9 protein-coding genes are annotated in these 17,580 nt (G+C 71.6%); 4 read left to right on the top strand and 5 right to left on the bottom strand.

What is annotated here, in order from left to right; all coding sequences use genetic code 11:
• Window positions 1-74 precede the first annotated feature (74 nt).
• Window positions 75-2,870, bottom strand: a complete 2,796-nt coding sequence (gene ppdK / locus NR810_RS29290; RefSeq protein ID WP_257457546.1) for a pyruvate, phosphate dikinase — start codon at window positions 2,868-2,870, stop codon at window positions 75-77.
• Window positions 2,871-3,013: 143 nt separating this feature from the next.
• Between ppdK and NR810_RS29285 the strand changes: the two genes are divergently transcribed.
• Window positions 3,014-6,499, top strand: coding sequence for a methyl-accepting chemotaxis protein (locus tag NR810_RS29285; protein ID WP_257457545.1), 3,486 nt, complete (start codon window positions 3,014-3,016; stop codon window positions 6,497-6,499).
• On the opposite strand, the gene NR810_RS29280 is transcribed toward NR810_RS29285, so the two are convergent.
• Window positions 6,481-7,491, bottom strand: coding sequence for a coiled-coil domain-containing protein (locus tag NR810_RS29280; RefSeq protein WP_257457544.1), 1,011 nt, complete (start codon window positions 7,489-7,491; stop codon window positions 6,481-6,483). The genes NR810_RS29285 and NR810_RS29280 overlap by 19 nt on opposite strands.
• A gap of 52 nt (window positions 7,492-7,543) precedes the next feature.
• On the opposite strand from NR810_RS29280, the gene NR810_RS29275 reads away from it, so the two are divergent.
• From NR810_RS29275 to NR810_RS29265, 3 genes are all read left to right on the top strand, one after another.
• Window positions 7,544-8,488, top strand: coding sequence for an NlpC/P60 family protein (locus NR810_RS29275; RefSeq protein ID WP_306818598.1), 945 nt, complete (start codon window positions 7,544-7,546; stop codon window positions 8,486-8,488).
• Window positions 8,489-8,669: 181 nt separating this feature from the next.
• Window positions 8,670-10,091: a hypothetical protein gene (locus tag NR810_RS29270; protein WP_257457542.1), complete on the top strand. Its 1,422-nt coding sequence runs from the start codon at window positions 8,670-8,672 to the stop codon at window positions 10,089-10,091.
• A 97-nt stretch (window positions 10,092-10,188) separates the two neighbouring features.
• Complete coding sequence (locus NR810_RS29265) at window positions 10,189-11,634, top strand: ATP-binding protein (protein ID WP_257457540.1); 1,446 nt, start codon at window positions 10,189-10,191, stop codon at window positions 11,632-11,634.
• A gap of 181 nt (window positions 11,635-11,815) precedes the next feature.
• Here NR810_RS29265 and NR810_RS29260 read toward each other — a convergent pair whose 3' ends face one another.
• The 3 genes from NR810_RS29260 to NR810_RS29250 form a co-directional block, all read right to left on the bottom strand.
• A complete protein-coding gene (locus tag NR810_RS29260; protein WP_257457539.1) occupies window positions 11,816-12,787 on the bottom strand; it encodes a COX15/CtaA family protein in 972 nt (323 codons plus the stop codon).
• A gap of 431 nt (window positions 12,788-13,218) precedes the next feature.
• Window positions 13,219-14,604: a hypothetical protein gene (locus NR810_RS29255; protein ID WP_257457538.1), complete on the bottom strand. Its 1,386-nt coding sequence runs from the start codon at window positions 14,602-14,604 to the stop codon at window positions 13,219-13,221.
• A 64-nt stretch (window positions 14,605-14,668) separates the two neighbouring features.
• Window positions 14,669-17,536 carry a sigma 54-interacting transcriptional regulator gene (locus NR810_RS29250; RefSeq protein WP_257457536.1) on the bottom strand — a complete coding sequence of 956 codons (2,868 nt, stop codon included), beginning with the start codon at window positions 17,534-17,536 and terminating at the stop codon, window positions 14,669-14,671.
• Window positions 17,537-17,580 lie beyond the last annotated feature (44 nt).

The raw sequence follows: 17,580 nt of genomic DNA, 5'->3' as shown, positions 1-17,580 counted from the left end.
TCGAGCCGCCACCCGGGTTTCAGGGGCGCGCCATGCCATTATCGCGCACTTCGCGCCCGTGTTGCTCGGGGGGGTCAGGACGTGAGCGCCGCGTGGGCCGCGGCCAGCCGCGCGATGGGCACGCGGTAGGGCGAGCACGACACGTAGTCGAGCCCGATGCGGTGGCAGAAGGCGATCGTCTTCGGGTCCCCTCCGTGCTCGCCGCAGATGCCCACGTCCAGCTTCGGCCGCGTCTTCCGGCCGAGCTTCACCCCCAGCTCCATGAGCGCGCCCACCCCCCGCTGGTCCACCGTGGCGAAGGGGTTCTCCGGGAGGATGCGCTTCTGGAGGTACTCGCTCAGGAAGCCCGTCTCCGCGTCGTCACGCGAGATGCCGTACGTCGTCTGCGTGAGGTCGTTCGTCCCGAAGGAGAAGAACTCCGCGTCCTGGGCGATCTGGTCCGCGGTGAGCGCCGCCCGGGGGATTTCGATCATCGTCCCGAACTGGTACGCCACCTCCAGGCCCTGCTCCTTCATCACCTCGCGGGCCTCGGCCTCGAGCAGTTCCTTCTCCACCCGCAGCTCGTTGCTGTGCGCGATGAGGGGAATCATCACCTTCGGGAAGACGCGCACGCCCTCCCGGGCGCACTGGCAGGCCGCCTCGAAGATGGCCCGCACCTGCATGCGCACCAGCGCCGGCAGGTGGATGCCCAGCCGCACCCCGCGCAGGCCTAGCATGGGGTTGGTTTCGCGCATCGACTCCACCGCCTCCAGCAGGCGGCGCTTCTGGGCGAGCCTGGCCCGCATTCCCGCCGCCTCGGGCCCGTCCTTCAGCAGCTCCAGCCGCGTCTCCAGCTCGGTGACGTCGTGCAACAGCCCGTCATGGTTGGGGAGGAACTCGTGCAGGGGCGGGTCGATGAGCCGGATGGTGACGGGCAGGCCGTCCATCGCCCGGAACAGGCCGAGGAAGTCCTCCCGCTGGAAGGGCAGCAGCCACGCCAGGGCCTCGGCGCGCTCCTCGTCCGTGCGGGCGAGGATCATCTGCTGCACGTGCGGCAGGCGCTCCGTCTCGAAGAACATGTGCTCGGTGCGGCACAGCCCGAGGCCCTCCGCGCCCAGCTCCCGCGCCAGCTTCGCGTCGCGCGGGTAGTCCGCGTTCGCGTACACGCCCAGCTCGCGGAGCTCATCGGCCCACTTCAGCAGCTCGAGCAGGTGCGGGTCCGACAGGTCCGGGATGACCGTCTCCAGCGTGCCCGCGAAGACCTCGCCCGTGGTGCCGTCGATGGAGACGGTGTCCCCCTCGCGCAGCACGCGCCCGGCCACCGTGAGCTGCCGCTTCTCGCAGTCCACCTCCATCTCCGCGACGCCCACCACCGCCGGCTTGCCGAACTGCCGCGCCACCAGCGCCGCGTGGCTGGTCCGCCCGCCCCGGCTGGTGAGGATGCCCCGGGCCGCCAGCATGCCGTGCACGTCGTCCGGCTTCGTCTCCGGCCGCACCATGATGACGGCCTTCTTCTCCTCCTTGCTCCAGCGCTCGGCGGTGTCGGCGTCGAGGGCCACCACGCCGCTGGCGGCGCCAGGCGAGACGTTCAACCCCGTGGCGAGCAGGTCCCCCCGCTCCCGCGCCGCCTTCACCTCGGCGGACGAGAAGCGCGGGTGCAGGAAGAAGTCCACCTGCTCCGGCTTCACCCGCAGCACCGCCTCCTTCCGGGTGATGCGCCGCTCCCGGGCCAGCTCCACCGCGATGCGCACCGCGGCCTGCGCCGTCCTCTTGGCGTCCCGCGTCTGGAGCATCCACAGCTTGCCCCGCTCGATGGTGAACTCGACGTCCTGCACGTCCCGGAAGTGCCGCTCCAGCTTCTGGCAGATGCGCTCGAGCTGGGCGTGGAGCTTCGGATGCTGCTCCTTCAGGGCGGCGATGCGCAGCGTGGGGCGCGTGCCCGACACCACGTCCTCGCCCTGGGCGTTGGTGAGGTAGTCGCCCTCCATCTCCCGCTCGCCCGTCGACACGTTGCGCGTCGTCACCACGCCCGTGCCCGAGTCCTCGCCCCGGTTGCCGAACACCATGGTGACGATGTTGACGGCCGTGCCCAGGTCATGCGCGATGCCGGCCGCGTTGCGGTAGTCCACCGCGCGCTTGCCATTCCAGCTGCGGAAGACCGCCTCGGTGGCCAGCCGCAGCTGCTCGATGGGCTCCTTCGGGAAGTCGCGGCCGGACTTCTCGCGGATGATGCGCTGGAAGGCCTGGGTGATGGCCTTCAGGTCCTCGGCGGGCAGGGCCGCGTCGTTCTGGATGCCACGCTGGCGCCGGTACTCCTCCAGCACATGCTCGAAGGGCTCGTCGGGCAGCCCGAGCACGACGGTGCCGAACATCTGCACCAGCCGGCGGTAGGCGTCGTAGACGAAGCGCGCATCCCCCGTCTCGGCGACGAGCCCCTCGGCGACCTCGTCGTTCAGCCCGATGTTGAGCAGGGTGTCCATCATCCCGGGCATGGAGAACTTCGCCCCCGAGCGGCACGAGACGAGCAGCGCGTTCTCCGGGTCTCCGAGCGTGCGGCCCGTCCGTCTCTCCAGCGTCCGCAGGGCCGCCAGCTCCTGCTCCCACAGGCCCTCGGGGAATCCGCCCTCGGCCTGGAAGGCATTGCACGCCCGCGTGGTCACGATGAAGCCGGGCGGCACGGGGAGTCCGATGCGGGTCATCTCCGCCAGGTTGGCCCCCTTGCCGCCGAGCAGATCCTTCATGTCTCCGCGGCCCTCGTCGAAGAGGTACACCCACTTCTCACGGGGGGCCGGCTGGGCGCGGGGGGCTCGAGCGGCCCGGGTGCGCCGGGAGTGGGTACGGGCCAGGGTGGGTGTCTTGCGGGGCGGAGTCTTCCGGGCGCGGGTGGGCATGGCGAGCCTCCTCCAAAGCTGGGGATGGGGCGCGCGGAAGCGCAAGATGTGGCGTCACAACCCTCCCTCCCCGACGTCTTGAGCTTCGAGCGGCCCAGGAGCCGTGCGGGGCCCTCTTCCGGGGCTCCAGGGCAAGGCATTCCATGGGAGAGGGAGAGGTCAACGTCGAGTCGCTCGTCCGGCGGCGCCGCGCCGTCAATCTGATCTCCACCCTGCTGGGACTGGGTCCCACGGTGTACCTGCTCGGCCTGATGCTCGGGCTCACCGGCGGGCAGATGTGGAAGTTGTTGGGCATCCATGTCGTGGTGGCGCTCGGGCTCTACCGGCTGGTGCTCGCCATGCCCCTGCAGGTCCGGCTCATGCGGCTGGCGCTGGAGCCGCGGCCGGGAGAACCGCCAGGGCCCCGGATCGCGCGCATCCTCGAGCTGCCCCAGCAACTGCACCTGCTCCACCTGGGCCTCATCACCGTCATGCAGGTGGCGGCCTGCTTCGCGTACTGCTGGTACTTCGAGCGCGGGATGGGGCTGGCCCTCGCGTGCGCCGCCGTGCAGGTGGTGCTGATGGCCTTCGTCCTCGTCCACCACCTTCAAGGGGTGGAGGACTCCCTGCTCCCCCAGGCGGTGGAGGAGTTCCACCGCGCGCCCTGGGTGCGGCCCGCTCCCCGTCCCCTGCTGTGGCGCAGGCTGCGCTGGTTCCTGCCCTACATCTCGGGCCTCACGCTCGCCTGTGCCCTGGCGGTGCCCGGCGGCATCCTCTGGAGCAAGGGCAGGGGCGCGCAAGGGCAGCTCCAGCTCGAGCTGACGTTGGTGTTGCTGGGCCTCTTCTTCGGAGGGCTCGGCATCCTGTCCACCTGGAGGATCGCCCGGCAGATCGACCTGGGCGCGCGGCGGCTCCAGCGCTCGCTCGAGCAGGCCGCGACGGGCGACTACCAGCCTCCAGAGTGGATCTCCACCGACGAGCTGGGACGCCTGGCCATCGTCACCACCCGCGCCCTGCTGGGGTTGAACGAGCTGGCGCGGCGGCTGCGTGAGTCGGGCCAGCAGCTCCAGCTGTCCGCGGAGGAGCTGGGACGCAGCCAGGAGGAGCAGCGCGAGAAGCTGGAGGGCCAGGTCACTGCGCTCGAGAACACCCGCGCCCACGCCCAGGGGCTGCTGAAGACCTCCGAGCTGTCGGTGCTCAAGGCGGAGGCGGTGATCGGCCTGGCCGAGAGGGCCAGCGCCTCCCGCCAGTCCGGATTGGCCGCCGTCCATCAGGGCATCGCCAGCCTCACCGGGCTCCAGGACGACTCCGGGCAGCTCTCGGCCCGCCTGCTGTCGCTCGAGGCGTCCACCGGACAGCTCGAGTCCCTCACGGGACGGGTGCAGGAGCTGCTCGTCCAATCCCGCCAGCTCGCGCTCAATGCCTCCATCGAGTCCGCGGGCTCCGGAGCCCTGGCCCGGGACTTCTCCAACGTGGCCCTGCAGTCCCGGCTCCTCTCGGAGCGCTCCCTCGCGGCGACCCGGCGGGTGCACGAGCACCTCCAGGACATGCGCGGCGCCCTGCGCGAGGCGGTGCGGACGACGCAGCAGGGCGCCGCCAGCGTCGCACGCGACATGCGGCAGGTGCGCGAGGCGGGAGAGGCCCTGGGGATGATCGCCACGTCCGCCGAGGAGAGCGCCGAGGCGGCCCGCACCATCGCCGGTGTGCTCGGCGAGCAGAACGAGGGCATCGCCCGGCTCTCCCAGGCCGTCTCCGGCCTCCTGGAGGTGGCGGGCAGGGTCTCCCACCAGGCCCGGGACTCCTCCGAGGTCACCCTGGAGGTGAAGGAGCTGGCCGGGAAGGTCATCGCCTCGGTGCGCGAGCAGGGCGTGGCCGCGGAGACGGGCCCCGCGTCCGGGAGCGAGCAGGAGCGCTCCCTGCTGGTGAAGGGCCTCGTGCGCGTCCAGCTCCTCACGCTGCTGCTCTGGGTGGGTCCGAGCGCCTGGCTGATGTGGCTGCTGCTGGGGTTGGAGCCGAAGTACGCCCCGGAGGCGGCGGTGACGGGGCTCCTCCCGCTCCTGCTGATCTGCGGGGCGCTGGTGCCCGTGCGCATGGCGCGGCGGTTGGCGGACTGGGCCCTGGAGTCTCCCGCTGGCGCGAGCCCCGAGTCGCGGCTGCGGCGGATGTTGGAGCTGCCCCGGCGTCAGGGCGTCGCGCAGATCCTCCTGCTCGCCGCCGCGAGCCTGGTGGCCGCGTGGGGGTGCTGTGTGCTGTACGGGGGCGATGCATGGCGCGCCGTGCCGTGCGCGCTCATGTCCCTGCTGGTGGCCGCCTTCGCCAGCGTGCCGGAGATGCTGCGCATGGAGGACGTGGTGCGGCCCCTGGCGTCGAGGCGGTTCCTCGGCCACCCGGAGGTGGAGCTTCCGGGGAGCTGGCCCTTCTGGCGCTCCTTGGACTGGTACCTGCCGTACCTGATGGGGCTGTCGGCCATCTGTGCCCTGTCGACGATGGCCGTCGTCCTGGGGTGTACCCGGAGCGAGGCCGCCCTGCGGTTGACGGCCCTGGCCGTGGAGTCCGGGTGGGAGCTGGCGTTGATGGGCACGTTGCTGGTGCTGCAGGCGGGACGGATCGCCCGGCGGATGGCGTCACAGCTCGCCCGGGGCACCCGCGAGCTGGAGACGTCGCTGGTGAGCATCGCCGACATGGCGGGCCAGGCCGACAAGGAGAGCCTCGCGGGCCGGGAGCCGCCCCTGCCCCGGTGGGTCTCCACCGATGAGATTGGCATCCTCTCGCTGGCCACGGCCCCCATCTTCAAGGAGCTGGGGCGGCTGACGCGCGAGGTGGTCGAGGACAACGCGCGGCTCGAGCAGGCCTCCGGGAAGCTGCGCGCCTCGCGGTCGAGACAGGCCGAGAGCTTCGAGCGGCAGGCGGTGGCGGTGGCGGAGGCGGACGCCACCATGCGCGAGGTGAAGAGGACGTCCTCCATGGCGGCGTTCCAGGCGGCCGCGGTGTTGGAGCGGGCCGAGCGCAGCGAGACCTTCCGCCGCGTGGGAGAGGCGGCCATCGCCGAGGGCCAGCGGGGCCTGGAGGCCCTGCGGGCGCACGAGCTGGGAGTGGAGGAGCGGCTGGGCGCGCTGGAGGCGCACGCGGGCCGCGTCGGTGCCACGACGACCCTGCTGCGGCAGCTCGCGTCGGAGTGCGACGTGCTGGCGCTCAACGCCTCCATCCAGGCCATGCAGGCCGGGGACGCGGGCCGGGTCTTCTCGGTCATCGCCCGGGAGCTGCGGGGGCTGGCGGAGAGCTCCAGCCAGGCCACGCGCGAGGCGGAGCGCCTGCTCAAGGGCATCACCCGCGAGACGCGTGCACTGGCCGAGACGGTGCGCGAGAGGGGAGCGCGGCTGCGGGAAGGGCTGGCACAGGCGCACCGGCTCTCCGAGGAGCTGCGCCAGCTCTCCGCGCTGGTGGAGGAGTACCGCGGCGCCGCCCGGCAGATCGCCGCGGCCATCCACCAGCAGAACGCCGCCATCGACGAGGTGCTGCGGGAGATGACGGAAGTGGACCGGGCGAGGGAGGCGCTGACGCGAGGGCTGGCCGCCTCGCCCCACCTGCGCGACAGCGTGGGGCGGGGGCTCGTGCCCCCCGCTCCCGCCGGCTACTTGCCCTTGGCGTAGTCGCGGTTGGCGATGACACCCTGCACCTCGGCGAGCGCGCGAGCCCCCGAGGCGGACTCCAGCGCCTTCTCGGCGATGGTCTGGACCTGGCGCTTGGCCTCGGCCAGCTCGGCCTGGAGCGTCTGCAGGGCCTGCGCCTGCTTGCCATTGGTCTCCTTGAGCGAGGCGATCTCCATGTTCGCCACCCGCTGCGCCGTCTCCGCGTCCTTCTGGGCGAGGGTGAACTTCACCTCCCACTCGTGCTTCACCCGGTTGCCGGCGATGGCCGCCGCCGTGTCCGTCTCCTTCTTCAGCACGAGCGGGAAGTCCGTCACCTGCCTGCGCAGCTCCTCCAGCTCCTTCTCGCGCAGCTTCAGGGCCTCCTCGCGGGCCGCCCACTCCTTGCGCAGCGTCTCCTCGCGGTCACGCTCGGCGGCGGTCTGCAGCCGCAGGTGCTCGGCGAAGGCGTCCTGCTCCTTCTTGCGCTGAAGCTGGATGTCGTACTGGTACGCCTCCTCGGCCCGCTTGCGCGCCAGCTCGGTGGCTTCCCGCTCCGCCGCCAGGTCCGTGGCGAACTTCGCGCGGGTGTCGGCGATCTCCTTCTGCAGCCGCTCCATCTCCGCCTGGAGCTCCGCCTTCTTCTTGTCGTACTCGGTGACGAGCAGGTCCAGCGCGCTGGCGGCGATGTCCTTGCCGTGCAGGACCGAGAGCTCCTCGTTCTTGAGCTGGATGGCCTCGTCGAGCTGCTTGAGCTCCTCGACGAGCGCCATCACCTGCTCGTTGATGCCGGCGAGCGTCTTGTTGATGGTGAGGCCGGCCTCGGTGACCTTCTTGACGGCGGACTCGGCGGTGAGGCCGGAGACATCCGTGAGGACGTTGCGGGCGTGGGCGTGACGTGCCTCCTGCTCCTTGGCCGAGACCACGGGCTTGTTGCGGGTCTTCCGGGCCAGCTCCTCGAAGGCGGCCTTGGTCTGCTCGGTGGAACGGCTGCGGGCGGAGTTGCGGTTGGCCATGACGTGATGCTCCAGGTGGGATGAGGGGCCGCGACGGATCGGGCCCGGTGGGATGTGTGAAGTCCTGGCCCCCTCTCGGGCGGCCATGAGCAAGGAATACCCAATGGGTCTGACATGGCCGGGGCTCCGGACAGGCTCCCGGAGGTCGTTTCCGGGGCCGTCCTCGAGGGTGACCTGGGATGTCAGACCCCCCGCTCTCCGGATGCGGAGTCACGGTGAAGGCACATCTCGCGTCTTCCACTCAAACCCATACACGCCCAGGGCGAAGGGTCGAATCGTGGAGACACTCAAGAAAGGCAGCAGGGGAGCCGAAGTCAGTCAATTGCAATCGCTCCTGAACACCGTCCTGAAGCCGAGCCCGCAGCTGCCCGAGGACGGGGACTTCGGACAGAAGACCCACGAGGCCGTGGTCCGGTTCCAGAAGGCCCGGCACCTCACCGCGGATGGGGTGGTGGGCGCCAAGACCTGGGCGGCGCTGGGCCAGCCCCCCTCGGCCCCTGTCTCAAGGCAGGCGTTCGCGGCTCCGTCCGCGGAGCCCTCGGAAGCGGGGCGCGCACCGTGGATGACCATCGCCTCCGGCGAGGTGGGCGAGAGCGAGGAGAAAGGGGCGGGTCAGAACAACAGCCGCATCGTCGAGTACCACGGCGCGACGAGCCTCCGCGCCAAGGATGACGAGACGCCCTGGTGCTCCTCGTTCGTCAACTGGGTCATGAAGAAGGCGGGATACTCCGGGACGAACAACGCGCAGGCCAGGAGCTGGCTGGAGTGGGGCGAGCCCCTCTCCTCGCCGCGCTATGGGGCCATCACCGTCATCAAGCGCAAGGGCGCCCAGAGCGACGCCGCCACGGGCTCCTCGACGGGGTTCCATGTCGCGTTCTACGTCGGCTCGACGGCGACCCACATCGAGCTGCTGGGCGGCAACCAGAGCGACTCCGTGAAGATCTCCAAGTTCCCGCTCGGCTCCTACGAGGTCCACGGCTACCGCTGGCCGCGCTGACTTCATCGGCCACGCGCCCACCATGCAGCCAGGCACCAGCGTCTTCCGGTGAACGCCGGAATCACCCTGAGGGACAGAGGTAACGACCGCGAGCGTGAGCACGGTTCCCCCGCGCCGGGATGCAATGCCCGGGCAAGACGGAGGGGGATTCACCATGGGACGTTCAAGTGGAAGAAGGGGTGTGTTGCCGCTGCTGCTGGTCGCGGGGCTCGCCGCGTGCGGTGGGCCGGCGCTCGACGAGCCCGGGACGCTCGCGACGACGGCGCAGGCCCACGAGCAGGGGCCCCTCACCGGCGCCATCCGGTGGGCCCGGCAGATCTCCGGAGAGCCGGTCATCCTCGGCGAGTTCCCCGCGGAGAAGTATGGAACGCTCGTCAAGGATGGGGAGGAACACCTGCTCGCCTTGTATAGCTTCACCGGGAACATCGACCTGGGCGACAGGGTCCTGACGGCACCGGGAGGCCCGACCAGCTCGGCGATCGCGCTCGCGCGCTACGACCAGGAGAGCGGCTGTCTGGAGTGGGTGAAGGTCTTCGGTCCCGGCCCCGGCGTGGATGGCGGTGTCTTCGGCCGCCGTGTCGTCGTGGACTCCAAGCACAACATCCTCATCGCGGTCGGTGCGCTGGGCGTGGACTTCGGAGATGGCCCCGTCTGGGAAGGGGAGTACCTGTTGAAGTTCGACCGTCAGGGACGGCTTCTGTGGAAGCGCTCGTGGGAGGCCGACCCCGGGTTCCTCTCCGTGTTCGACCTCCTGACGGACAGCCACGACAACATCCTCATGACCGGGACCCTGGTGGGCTCGGTGGACTTCGGGAGCGGACGCATCACCTCGAGGCCGGATCCGGATGAGGGCTTCTTCGGTCCCAGTGCCTTCGTCACCAAATACTCCCCCGGGGGGGAGAACCTGTGGGCCTATGTCCACGTCGCTCCGCAATTCGGAGAGGGACTGGGCGCCACCGTGGACAGTCAGGACCACATCCTGCTGTGCGGGAGCATCAGCTCCCAGGGCTCCACTCCCTTCGTCCTCCGGCTCTCTCCGGACGGACAGCTGCGCTGGGAGCGCTACATCCGGTTCTCCGGCTACGGCACCGGCCGGGCCAGCGACGTCGCGGCTCACGGGGACCGGATCGTCCTGACCGGTACGTTCACGGGCACCTTCACCTTCGGGGGACGCACCGTCACCTCGGATACCAGCCGGCCCGTTCAGGGTGATGCCTTCCTGGTGGCCTACACCCGCGAGGGCAAGGAGCGCTGGTCGAGGAACTTTGGCTTCTTCGGCGAGCGCATCGCCATGGACCAGAAGGACGGGGTGGTCGTCACGGGCTCCTACCATGACGGGGACGATCTCGGCCTGGGGCCGCTGCCGGGCAAGGGCAATGGCAGCAGCAACCTGTTCGTCGCGAAGTTCGACCGCATCGACGGCGAGCCTCTCTGGACGCGCGGCTTCCCCGCGGGCCTCGCCGAGCCCTCGTCCGTGGTGACGACGAAGGATGGCCGCCCCTCTGTCCTCGGCAGCTTCAGGTCGGGCTCGCTCATCCTCGACGGCGAGGAGTGGCCCCAGAAGAGCCCGAACGATCTCTTCCTGCTCGGCCTCGACAGATAGGCTGGGAAGAGACTCGCGGCCCCGGGTGTTTCATCCGGTCCGGTTGCCTCGCGAGCGGCTCATGCGCTCGCGAGAGCCCGGAGCACGGAGAGTCTCGATGCGCCAGGCCCGGAACGGCCGTTCGGAGTGGTTCGAGTTGTCGGAGGAGGGATGGAGGCGTTCCAACCGCGCCCGGCCGCTTGGTCAGCTCGTTCGCGAGGCGTTGCAGAACGCGTTCGACCAGCGCGCCCGCCGGGTGAAGGTGCGCCTGGAGGAGGACGAGGTCCGCATCGAGGACGATGCCCCCGCGGGCCTGGCCCGTGACGAGTTCGCCTTCACCGTCTTCCTCGGGGAGAAGGACACGCCGCCCACGTGGCGCGGGCGCAAGGGCCGGGGCCTGAAGGAGATGATCGCCTCGAGCGACCGCGCCGAGGTGGAGACGGTGGGCCGCACGCTCGTCTTCGACGACACCGGGCGCCACGTGAAGCCCAACACGCGCCTGGTGGGCACGTGCCTGCGGCTCTTCCGCCGCACGAGCGCCAGCGAGCGCGAGGCCGCCGTCCAGTTGCTGCGCCTCACGCTCCCACCGCCGGGCGTCGAGCTGATCATCAATGGCCGCACGGTGCGGATGCCGAGGGTCAAGGAGTCGCTGGAGGACTGCCTGCTGGAGACGGTGGAGCTGCACCGCGGGGTGGAGCGGTACGTCGAGCGGGCCACGCGGGTGGACCTGTACCATCCGCGGCCCGGTGAGACGCCGCACCTGTTCGAGCTGGGGCTGCCGGTGGAGCCGCATCACCTCCCGTGGCACGTCGACGTGCAGCAGCGCATCCCGCTGGCCGCCGAGCGTGATGCGGCGAGAGACCCGTACAAGCGCATCCTGGCGGCCATCCTCCTCGAATCGCTGGCGCCCGAGCTGAGCCGGCAGGAGTTGTCGGGCGCGTGGGTGACGGAGGTGCTCTCGCACTTCACGCTCGGCCCGGAGGCGATCGAGGCCTACGTGGAGAAGGTGCTGCCGGCGCGGGCGGTGCTGTCGGTGGGACCGCGAATGGATGACCGGGCGCGCCAGCTCGGAGCGAAGGTGGTGGACCTGCGGGGGATGCCGCTCACGGCACTGGAGCAACTCGAGACGGTGGTGGAGTCCGCGGACGCGTACGTGGAGCGGATGGAGGGCCCGCCGCGCGATGTGCTGGTGAACCCCGGGGCGCGCGCCGAGCGCTTCGTGGGGCTGGTGCGCTGCCTCTCGCGAGAGCTCATCGGGCGCGAGGTGCGCGTGGAGTTCTTCGAGCGCAAGGTGAGGGATCCGAGCGCCCAGGTGGACGCGGAGTACGACCGGGAGCGCCGTGTGCTCCGCGTGAACATGCGGGGACAGGTGCGGCTGGATGATCCGCTGGAGTCGCGGACGCTCGGCATCGTCCTGCACGAGCTGGCGCACGAGGCGGGTGAAGAGCACGACTTCGCCTTCATCGACCGGCTGGAGAGCTTCGCCGGGAGGGCGCTGCGCTGTCTGGTGGACCAGCCCGGTCTCCTGGAGCCCTACGCGAGCCCGAAGAAGCGGGTAGGGTGATGCGGCTGGCAGGGCGCACTTCCGAAATCGGTCTCGGAACGCGGTTCCTGCTCGTCGAGGGCCCGGACAGCTGTCCGTCCCGGACACCTGTCCGGACACCTGTCCGTGGCATCCGGTGTGTTCCGATGCTTCAGTTTTGATTGTGGGGAAACCTGCGTAGGACCGTTTCAGGTCCAAGGACTCAGGCCACCGAGGGATCCAGGTCGGGCCGGGTCTTCACGTCCGCTCGCGGCGCGCCCAGCGCGAGCCCCGCCGCGCTCAGCCGCACCAGCACCACCCACACCAGGTCCGCCAGCAATAGGTGCACCAACTGCATCCACACGGGCGCCAGCAGCACCACGTTCACCATCCCCGCCAGCAGCTGCACCGCGTACAGCACGCCGAGCTGCCACGCCGCCTTCCGCACCGCTGGCGAGGGCCGCAGCCGCGTCACCATCCCCGCCGAGAACACCACCAGTGCCCCCACGACCACCGCCAGCACGGGGTGCAACACCCGCAGCCGCAGCAGCACGTGCGCCGTCGGCGACAGGTCCTGGCGCAGTCCCTCCGCCAGGCTCGTCGCCGGGAAGAGCGTGTCTCCCAGCGCCGCGATGGCCCCGCTCACCCCCAACACCAGCAGCCCCACCAGACTCCCCGCCAGCAGCCACCCCGTCAGCCCCTGCCGCTTCAGCGTCAGCCGCTCCCGGCCTTCCGCCCACCACGACGTCAGCGCCATCGCCCCCACCAGCAGGAACGTGTTGATGAGGTGCACCGCCATCCAGAAGGCCCGGGCGATGGACTCGTTGTCCGCCACCATCTTGAAGAGCACCAGCCCCGCCCCCACCGCCGCCTCCGTCAGCATGAAGAAGAGCGAGGCCGCCGCCGCCATGCGCACCGGGTGCCCCTTCGCGTGCGCCCTCAGGCCCCACACGCACAGCACCACCGCCAGCACCATCGCCAGCCCGCTCGTCACCCGGTGCGTGTACTCGATGAGCGTCTGCACGCTCGGCGCCAGCGGCACCACCTCGCCGTTGCACACCGGCCAGTGGTCTCCACACCCCGCTCCCGATTTCGTGGCTCGCACGTAGGCGCCCCACAGCACCACGGCCAGCGTGTAGGCGAGGGTGAACCAGCTGAAGACGCGGTAGGCACGGGAGGAGACGGAGGTGCTCATCGGGTGTCTCCTCCCTAACTCACTTTGCCCCCGAGCGCCCCCTCCACGTGCCCCGCTCTCCGGCCCGGAGCCTTCGCCTGGCCGCTCTCCGGGGTCTCCTTCGCTCATATCCACCGGGGCATCCAATACCCACCCCCGTTTCCAGGGAGGGTCGCTTTGGATATGCCCGCCTGCTCGCGGAAGGCCTTTGGATGATTTCCATCCGGCTTCCAGCGGCCTCCGGCTCCTGGCATGCCGGATGCTACGTGTCTGCTCGACAACGATTTCGGGTTCGGGCGCTTCGGTGCCCGAAGCGTCCGTGGGTCGGGGGCCCCCCCACCTCGGCCCCCGGACGCATCTTTTCGCGGGTGTAGTCGTAGCCATGCACCGCGGGTCGGGTTCGCCCCCTGTCCTGGCCCGCGGTGTTCTTTTTCCTCCTCACCCGTCACGACTCAGCGCATCTCGGCGCGGACGCCCTCGAGCAGGCCGGCCTCGGTCCCGCGGTAGACGGAGTCCGGCTCCAGCACGGGTTCTCCCGGGGCCACGAGCAGGTGGATGGCCCCCTCGAAGGGCGCGTTCGGGAAGTACGTGCGCATCCAGCCGCTGCCCGGCTCGCGCAGGTCGGCCTCGGGGACCCATGCGCTCGTGCCCGTCCACGAGTCGTGGATGAGGAGCTCCTGCCCGGACTCTCCCTGCCGCATCGCCGTGGCGCTCAGCCAGTGGTCGGCGAGTCCGATGGCCACGGGCTTGCCCTCGGCCAGCTGCGTGGTGAGCGCGTCCACGGCCTGTTTGCGATTGTCGGGTTTGACCACGGTGGCCTCGCCGCCGAAGCGATCGCTCACCTGCCACTTCATCATGTCCAGGCCCCAGCCCGTCGTGGTGCCGCCCGGCCGCGAGCCCAGCGCGAAGCCGTCGTTGTCCGGATGCGAGCGGAGCACCGCGCCCTCATAGGCCGCGCGCTCGTCGGGGGACAGGGTCGCGAACCGGGCCGCGCGTTCCGGATCCAACGAGGCCTCCATGGACATGAGGGCGTTGGCGCCGCAGGTGTTGTTCCACGCCTGGGGCGCGTTGCCCGAGGGGTTGGTGGCCTCCGGAGTGGTGGTGGGCCGGGGCGCGGCGGTCGGTGTGGCACCCCCGCTGGCGCTGGTTTCCGAGGGGCCGGGCCACATCCCCTCCGCGAAGGCCAGCTCGGGCGTGGTGTAGCCGAGGTACGGGCCCGAGTCCTCGATGAGCTGGCCGATGGACGAGAGGTGCACGCCCGGGGCGCCCTCGTAGCCGGAGGTGATGACCTCGGGGGTGCCATCCGCCGCCATGCGGCCCGTGGCGATGCAGATGTGGCCATCGTCGTCGTTGTCCTCGGTGGCATCGAAGAAGACGATGGCGCCCGCGTCCAACGGGGTCTCCGGGCTCGCTGTCCTTATCTTGTCTTCCCGCTGGAGGCCGTTGAAGGCGCCGATGGCGTTGTTGGTGCCACTGGCGTAGTTGATCTCCGGAGCCCGCGCGGCGGTCTGGTGGATGGCGTACGCGCGGATCACGAAGTTGAGGCACGCGTCGTCGTAGCCGGTGTTGCCCATCTGCTCGTTGGCCCAGGCGAGCGCCGTGGCCGGGCCGCCATCCCGCACCACCGGGCCCTGGGAAACGGGTGTGCCTCCGTTGATGTCCACCACCGCGGGGGCGTTGCTGGCCGCCTCGAAGACGCTCTGGGCCGTGCTCGCGGCGTTGCCTGCCGCGGACGCCACCTGCTCACCCACCTTCTTCGCGACCTCGGTGACGGTGCGTGCCACCTGGGTGGCCGTCTGGAGGAGAGAGGAAAGACCAGGGCGGATGGGGTCGGTCATGCGGAGCCTCCTGCGGCGTGGGCACTGTCCTCCAGTATGCCCCACCGCCCTGACGCCAGCGTCATCAGCCCCGGATGCGCAGCCTGTCCGCCCCCAGCACCGTCGGCAGTGGCCCGAAGGCCAGCGAGCGCTCGATGGCGTTGCGCAGCTCGCGCACGTTGCCCGGCCAGGAGTGCGCCACCAGCGCGGCCAGCGCGTCCGGCGCGAGCTGCGGCGGCTCCTGTCCCGCCGGGGTGAGCTGGTTCACGAAGTGGCGCGCCAGGGCCACCACGTCCTCGCGCCGCTCGCGCAGCGGGGGCACCCTCAGGGGCACCACCTGCAGCCGGTAGTACAGGTCCTCGCGGAAGCGGCCTTCGCGCACCAGCTGTCCCAGGTCCCTGTGTGTGGCGGCGATGACGCGCACGTCCACCTGCGCGGGCCGCGTCTCGCCCAGGGGGAAGACCTCGCCGTTCTCCAGGAAGCGCAGCAGCTTGGGCTGCACCTCGAGCGGCAGCTCGCCAATCTCGTCCAGGAAGAGCGTGCCACCGTGGGCCGTGCGGATGACACCCGGGTGGTCCGTGGCCGCGCCCGTGTAGGCGCCGCGCCGGTAGCCGAAGAGCTGGCCCTCGAAGAGCTCGCGCGGCACCGCGGCGCAGTTGAAGGCCACATAGGGCCGCTCCGCCCGCACCGACAGCCGGTGGAGGGCGCGTGCCACCACCTCCTTGCCGCTGCCGGACTCGCCGGTGACGATGACGGTGGCGCGCGAGCCGCTCAGCCCCGCCAGCTCCCCCTTCAGCTTGCGCATGGCGGGGGAGGCGGCGATGAAGCCGGGCACCTCGGGGGCGCTCTCGGGCTCGCCCGCGGGAGGCTCCACGTGGGCGAAACCGCGCAGCACCGCCACCTCCAGCGCGAAGCCCGCCAGCCGCGCCAGCGCGGTGAGCAGCGCCCGGCCATCCGCCGGCAGGGGGCCCGCCACGCCCACGCGCAGCCGGCGGCCACACCCATCGCCGAACTCCACCCACTCGCTGGCGGGGACGCCTTCCTCTCCCAGCAGCAGCGTGGCCCGGCCCTGCGAGTCCAGCTCCTCCAGGCGGGGGCCGAGGCCGGGGAAGAGGCCCTCCAGCACCCTCACCAGCTCGCGCTGGATGAGCGGCGCGCCCATGCCCCGCACGGCCAGCCGCTCGAAGGGCACCATCAGGGACTCGGCGCCCAACCGGGGGGCGCCGTCGGACGCGGGGGCCTCCTGCACCTGCACCGGCGTGGGGAGCGGCTCCGGGCTGAAGTCAGGGGGCGGGGTGATGCCGTGGCGCCGCAGCTCCTCCTCACTCTGGATGAGCCGGGCCTCGGCGCCGGGCTCGCCTCCGGCGCGCGCCGCCTGGGCGAGCGTGCGGCGGGTGAGGGCGGTCTCGGGGCGGTCTCCCGCGAGGGTGAAGGTGGCCAGCGAGGCCTCCAGCTTCTCGCGGGCCTCGCGCGAGCGCCCCTCGCGCGCGAGCAGGGCGCCCTCGTGGCGGTGGAGCAGCGCGGTGCTCCAGGCGGAAGGGCACTGCTCCAGCAGGGTGCGGGCCCGGCGCAGCGCGGTGCGGGCCTCCGGGAGCTGGCCCGCGGCGGCGCGCGCTCCCACCTCGGCGACGAGGCAGTCGCGCCGCAGGATGGGCCAGCCGCCCCCCTCCTGGATGCGGGCCTGGGTGTGGGCGAAGCCCTCCGCGGCCCGCTGCGCGTGGCCCTCGGCCCAGTCCACCAGCGCCTCCACCCAGCAGCCGGTGGCGTGGGTGTGGGCCTGCAGGTGGGACCCGGCGTAGCCCGAGAGCCGCGCCGCCAGCCGGCGCATGTCCGCGTAGCGCCCGGTGAGGTACAGGAAGCGGGCGCGCTGCAACGCCAGATGCTGGGGCGTCCAGCCGTGCTCCTCCAGCACCGCGTCGCCCTCGTCCAGCACCGCCTCGGCCTCGGCGAAGCGGGCCAGCCGCAGCAGGGCGTCCGCCTCCGCGCGCGCGGCGAAGATGAAGGTGAAGCCCCGCGCCCCCCGCCCGTCCCAGGCCAGCTCCCGGGCACGGCGCACCAGCGCGAGCGCCTCGTCGGGCTCGGCCGCCTCGTCCAGCCGGCGCTGCGCCAGGAAGGCCAGGGCGCGCGCCTCCATGAAGGCATAACCCTCGCGCGCCGCTTCCCGCGCCAGCTCGCGGAAGCGCCGGGTGGCCAGCGAGACCTCGCCCCGGAAGGCGGCCTCGTGCGCGAGCGCGTCCGCGCCCACCAGCCGCATCGTGGGGTCCGACACCCCGGCCAGTGCCTCCTCCACGCGTCCTTCCTGGCGGGAGATGAGCTCGGGCGCGCCCATGTAGAAGGCCGCGGACATCTCCGCGATGCGCAGGTGGCAGCGGGCCTCCGCGCTCGCGAAGACGTTGGGCCGCAGCAGCGCCTCGGCGCGTGCCACGTGCACGTTCACCTTGCCCAGGTCGAAGAGCCGGCCGTCCGGTGAGGCGAAGAGGTTGGCGGCCATCGCGTGCACGTGCACCTCGACGGCCTCGGGCAGCAGGCCCGCGTCGGCCTCGGCCAGGTGGGGCAGCAGCAGCGTGAAGGCCCGCCGCACGTCCTCGTGGCCCCAGCGGTATGCGTAGGCCAGGCCCACCGCGGCCAGGGCGCGCGCCCCCACGGAGCGCAGCCCGCCCGAGGCCAGCACCGCCAGCAGGGCGTCCTCCGCGGCCCGCCACTCGGCCCGCCGCAGCAGCGCATGGCAGGGCGCCAGCAGGGCCCGCTCCTCGCGTGACACCTCCTGACGCATCAGGCCCAGGCGCGCGGGAGGCGGCGGCAGGGCTGGCTGGCCCCCTTCGGCGAACAGTCGCAGCGCCTGGGCCCCCCGGCCCCTCGGCCGCCGGGCCTGCGGGGCGGCCTGCGGCAGCTCCCAGCGGTACACCGTCAAGGGCGTCACACCGAGCTGCCGGGCGAAAGCCGCGCGACTCAACCCTCCGCGCAGCGCGCGAATCACCTCGGGTCCGAATCCCTCTG

Source organism: Archangium lipolyticum, assembly GCF_024623785.1.
GTDB classification, from domain to species: Bacteria; Myxococcota; Myxococcia; order Myxococcales; family Myxococcaceae; genus Archangium; species Archangium lipolyticum.
The sequence above is the reverse complement of the archived record's forward strand: the minus strand, read 5'-3'. Positions and strand labels throughout refer to the sequence as shown.